Here is a 4,624-nt window from a genome sequence, read left to right on the forward strand (position 1 = left end):
GTATTGGAGCTGTCGGTTTTGATGGGGCCTCCGTCTTTGCCCGTATGTTCCAAATGCCTTGCATCCCTCCAGCGTTCCGGGGCCCTGTTTTTCAGAAAGAAGATCGTAGCGGTCACATCAGAAGCGACCGCCTTGTTCACAGTCTTTGTCGTGACAAGCTTCTCCTCTGTTTCTCCTGTATCTGGATCAACGATTATCTTCAGCTCCTGGGTCGACTCTTTCGTTCGATACCCTTTGATGCGCTTGAGGAGTGAGTCTTCGGCGGTCATTGTGTCGAATTTATCCCTGCCGCTTTTTATGGCGTTGCAGAAACCCTCATTTGCATCCATCCAGCGATAGACAGTGACTCTGTCGACACCAAACAGCTTTGCAATTTTCGACACTGTGAAACCGCCTTCAACGCATGCCACGTATGCGATTTGATCGTATTCCGGTTTGTATTTTCCCGTTCCTTTTGGTCTTGCCATCTATCCTCTCGCTATTTCCCAATACTGACAATATCCTTCTGAATTTTTCCAACCAGCAATTCATGGTCGATGAAGGTCATTTCTCCATCCCTCTTTCTAGTTCGTCGTTGGATTTTTTTGCTTGTTTTTTCTTTGCGATTGATGAAAGGGATGCTTCTTTTGTATTAGTCTCTAATGTTTTCAATATGAATTGCACCTCGCAAGATACTGTTTCTTCCCCACTTATTTAACAAACAAACATATATTAATCCGAAATTGTCTAAAATGATCCAAAAAATCCGAAAATCTTTTGTAACATCAATCGCCAAAATAATTGCCACAATTATACCAGTAAGACCAAAATAAAAGGCATAAAATAGGTTTATAGTTTTTTCATTTATTTTTATGTGCAAAATAGCTTCATTGCTGTGATTTTCACGCCAATCTTTTATATAAGCAAAAACTACAATAAAAAGAAAAACTGCTTGGAGTGCAAAAAATAAAAAATTATCAGACAATAAAATTTTCAAATTATGCAAACAAGTAAAAAATATTTTACTTGTTATATTTATCAGGTCATTTTGTATTGTATTCATATATGATATAGTTTTGATTGTGTGCAAATATATTCCATCACACTTTGTTAATTAATTCACCGGTATTTATTAATATATACAGTTAAACTTGTAGTTATTTTCTTTTAATGTTGTCTTAACTCTCCCCATAGAAAAAACATTAAGAAATAATTCTTATTATCAATTTAACACTATAAAGCGCGCATGATACATTATTGTTAAAAATATATATTCTGTCAACAAACAAAAATTGTTGATTGAACACACTAGATAAAATAAAAATGTCTACAATATCAAATAGAAAGAATATTATTTTTTTCTGCAATGAGTGGTGTAATTAGGTTCTGATGTTTTTTTACTTGGTTAACCAAATCCTGTTATATATAATTATAGTAGCTTGCGTAACTGTGTATTTAATAATTTTAATATTCCTTATGATTTTATGTAATTACACTCAATATCAAGCGCTTCACAGAGAGGAGGAAACGAGATGATTGAACAATATGTTTTTATTGTAGAAAATCTAACTTTGGCTATTCAAAACTTAACCTCTGTTATTAAACTTATTATTTCGGGTTTTTTTGATCATGTCACTCCTGTTATTTTGTTTATTCCGGTGTCAATAATATTGACTCATTTCTTTGACGACTCCGACAGTCACAGAGGAATTTGTGAAAAAATAAGGGCAAGATACTGTCTTTTGAAAATAAACCCTCTGGATTTATGGAATATAGACCCAGAAAACAAAAATAATGACAAAACAAAGCCAGAAAAAGAAATAGATCGCGAAGCTCAAGCTGTCCTGTTGGAAGATTATTTGCGTTTTAGATTGATTAAACTGCATTTTGGGTTAGTAACAAGTGTTGTTGCTATTGGGCTAGGATTGTGGAATATGGCGGTTATTCATTTTTTTTACATTAATTGCGTTAAACATAATGCAGTTATAGCTTTTTTTCTTGCGTTAGTAATGTTGTTAGTATTTGGCGTGCAAGCTGCTTATATAGAACAGCAAAGAGGTACCAAACGGCGCATTGATGAAATTGATGATGAAAAACATAAAAATAAATATTTTGACAAAGGTGGTTTTTCTGAACAATGCGAATTGTGTATTAAAGCAAATAACATCTTTTTAGAGAGTATTGAAACAACTTTGTCCTATAAAACAAGTAAGAAGGTAATGAATATTTTAGATAAAATAATTCGATCATACCTATGGTCGAACTTTCCTATAATTATATGGTTTTTTCTTATTGTTGCGAGAAACACATTTAACTGACATGACTTGAAATTTTTAAAAATTATTTTTTTCTATCTTGGTATCAGAAGATAAGACTATCAATCCGGCGGGCTTTTTCATCAGCCACAACACACACTAACTGTCTGATTTTAAAGTTACAAATTTAACCTAAATGCCCACCGGATTAATAACACAATTCTATTTGCATTATTGCCCGGCCGATGATCTCCGGTATTTGCGGGATGACTGCGTTTCCGAGCGCTTTAAGTCTGTCCACCCGGCAGGAAACCCCATCAGCCACTCGACCCACTCCGGGTTCAGCTGGCCACCGGGTTTTTCCCCTTTTCTCAACAGAGAACCAGGAATCGAATCCCTTTCTCTCTGCGAGACGGGTAGCGTACTGTTTTTGCTGTCCTGTGCGGTTGGTGTTGGCCAGAGAACCGAAACATGATTCAATGGAGTCCCACCTTGCGCATATTTTGTGGTTCTGGTTCCTATCGCTACGTGTGCTGTTGGCGTAGGCAACAATCCAGATTCTGTCCCTTTTGTGCGGGGCATCGACACCGACAGCCGGAATAACAAACGTCCAGCTTTTGTAGTTTTCACTTTCCAGGTCAGAAAGCACCTGGTCGAGGCCCATACTGATGTGCCCAGCAACATTCTCGGCAACAACCCACCGGGGAGAAAGCTCTTGTATGAGTCGTAAATATTCCGTCCAGAGATAACGGTCATCTTCTGAGCCTCTTCGCTTCCCGGCAGCACTGAATGGTTGACAGGGATATCCTCCACAAATAAGGTCAATTGTTTCGGTGATGTCTGTTGCATTCAACTTCCTCACATCTTCAAATATCGGCACGTCAGGCCAGTGTTTCCGGAGCACTTTGCGGCAATATGGTTCAATCTCACAGAACGCTGCGGTACTCATCCCCGCCCGTTCAAGGCCGAGGGAAAAGCCGCCGATGCCGCTGAAAAGATCCAGCACTTTAAGCGTCAGTTTCTGCTCCATTTTCAAAAATCCTTTTGTCCGGCACTTCTTTTTTCCATCAATTCGCTATCGGTTTGTACGAGTCACACCGCTCTTTGTCGAAACCCTCTTTGCCCAGGTTCTTGCAGGGTGCACGCTGGTTGTACTGACAGATCTCGCAGTTAACTTTGCCGTGAGAAACAGTTCCTGGTGCAGCCCTTGCCTTGTTCTGCTCCTTGCTGAGCCAGGTCGAGATATGGTTCCGGATACCGGCTTTGGTTTTACGCCGCTTTGGATTGTCAATGCTCCACTGACGAGCTCTTTTGAGCACCTGGAGGACGTCAACGCCTGGAAACGTCTCTTGCCATTCGTCGATGTCTTTTTGCAAAATTGCAAATTCTCCATCACGAGGGATCAAAGGAAAAACCAACACTGGAGATTCGACCGGTTCGTCTGTCGCTTCCGGTTCGGTTTTATCGTCAGATAACTCCGAACAAGAGTAGTTTTCTTGCTCTTGTTCTTGTTCTTGCTCTTGCTCTTGTATTCGGGATGGTTTGGGGCAACGTTCCAGTAACGTTTTATGTAACGTTTCGTCAAGATATGTTAAGTTGTTGAAAAACTTATAAATAAGGTTTGTATTCGGTATATCATGCAGGTCTTTTAAGTTGCCTTTCAACACATTTTGGTTTTCAGGATGGTTGTACTTCCACCAGGTGGGAATAAAGAGCACACGAAACGTTTTGTCGTACTCCCATTTGAACTTCGAACAAACGTTCCTGAAACGTTCCAGAAACGTTTCGTAGTCTATTCCGATATCCTCAGCGGCCCTTGCCGGCGAAAAATTAAACAGACCTATCCTGTTGGTCTGAGCGGTCATCACATAGATCGCTATCAGCTTGTCTCTTTCGCTCAACAAGAGGAAGTTTTCGTCCTTCCATAATCTTGGATCTATTTTCCTGTACTTCTCAGCCATTATTTACGCCCCTTGCGCTGCTGTTTTTCGCGCTGATAGATAGACACTTCTCTTCCTTCGTTGTATCTGCACTTGGCGCAAAGAGCCTGGTATTGAGCCTTTCTGCACCAGGCCCTTGGCACTTCCTCAAGGTTCTTTTTATGGCCGACTGTCTGCATCTGGCATAGAACCCTGCTCATGAGGTTGCCTCCAATTGATCAAAGCAAAACCACTGCTCTACAATCTGTTCCCTGGTATAAAACGAATATTTTGCATCGTCCGCAGTCCACCTGCCGTCCATCCTGACCCGATACAGAGGCAGCTGCCAATATTCATCAAAATCACTTTTTCTAATCGGCACCATGGGGCTAAAAAGTTTGCGAGTGGATTGCTTACGCATTGACTCACCCCAGGTGCGCCTAAACTGGGAGACATGAAACAGCTCCAGTT

Annotated in this window: 7 protein-coding genes; 1 reads left to right on the forward strand and 6 read right to left on the reverse strand. The window is 40.4% G+C overall.

From position 1 onward, the window contains the following. The coding region (locus BLQ17_RS21610) for a helix-turn-helix domain-containing protein (RefSeq protein ID WP_092226315.1) at positions 1-467 on the reverse strand (467 nt) is incomplete at its 3' end. 164 nt (positions 468-631) lie between these two features. Beyond that, complete coding sequence (locus tag BLQ17_RS21615) at positions 632-1,042, reverse strand: hypothetical protein (protein ID WP_092226317.1); 411 nt, start codon at positions 1,040-1,042, stop codon at positions 632-634. Positions 1,043-1,511: 469 nt separating this feature from the next. Between BLQ17_RS21615 and BLQ17_RS21620 the strand changes: the two genes are divergently transcribed. Beyond that, entirely contained in the window at positions 1,512-2,297 is a 786-nt protein-coding gene (locus BLQ17_RS21620) for a hypothetical protein (protein WP_092226319.1), read from the forward strand. A gap of 145 nt (positions 2,298-2,442) precedes the next feature. Here the strand turns inward: BLQ17_RS21620 and BLQ17_RS21625 are convergent, their stop codons facing one another. From BLQ17_RS21625 to BLQ17_RS22415, 4 genes are all read right to left on the reverse strand, one after another. Further along, entirely contained in the window at positions 2,443-3,264 is an 822-nt protein-coding gene (locus BLQ17_RS21625; protein ID WP_092226321.1) for a DNA cytosine methyltransferase, read from the reverse strand. A gap of 37 nt (positions 3,265-3,301) precedes the next feature. Beyond that, a complete protein-coding gene (locus tag BLQ17_RS21630) occupies positions 3,302-4,195 on the reverse strand; it encodes a hypothetical protein (RefSeq protein ID WP_092226323.1) in 894 nt (297 codons plus the stop codon). Further along, the gene (locus tag BLQ17_RS21635; RefSeq protein WP_092226325.1) at positions 4,195-4,374 is read right to left on the reverse strand and encodes a hypothetical protein; all 180 of its coding nucleotides are present in this window, start codon (positions 4,372-4,374) and stop codon (positions 4,195-4,197) included. Before BLQ17_RS21635 ends, BLQ17_RS21630 begins: the two co-directional genes overlap by 1 nt. Beyond that, on the reverse strand, positions 4,371-4,624 hold a 254-nt coding region (locus tag BLQ17_RS22415; RefSeq protein WP_218121883.1), incomplete at its 5' end, for a hypothetical protein. The genes BLQ17_RS22415 and BLQ17_RS21635, both read right to left, overlap by 4 nt.

Source organism: Desulforhopalus singaporensis (assembly GCF_900104445.1).
Lineage (GTDB): Bacteria > Desulfobacterota > Desulfobulbia > Desulfobulbales > Desulfocapsaceae > Desulforhopalus_A > Desulforhopalus_A singaporensis.

What these genes read in the sequence shown, in the direction of transcription:
- BLQ17_RS21615 (WP_092226317.1), bottom strand. Translation starts at nt 1,042, where the DNA reads ATGAATACAATACAAAATGACCTGATAAATATAACAAGTAAAATATTT.
- BLQ17_RS21630 (WP_092226323.1), bottom strand. Translation starts at nt 4,195, where the DNA reads ATGGCTGAGAAGTACAGGAAAATAGATCCAAGATTATGGAAGGACGAA.
- BLQ17_RS21625 (WP_092226321.1), bottom strand. Translation starts at nt 3,264, where the DNA reads ATGGAGCAGAAACTGACGCTTAAAGTGCTGGATCTTTTCAGCGGCATC.
- BLQ17_RS21635 (WP_092226325.1), bottom strand. Translation starts at nt 4,374, where the DNA reads ATGAGCAGGGTTCTATGCCAGATGCAGACAGTCGGCCATAAAAAGAAC.
- BLQ17_RS21620 (WP_092226319.1), top strand. Translation starts at nt 1,512, where the DNA reads ATGATTGAACAATATGTTTTTATTGTAGAAAATCTAACTTTGGCTATT.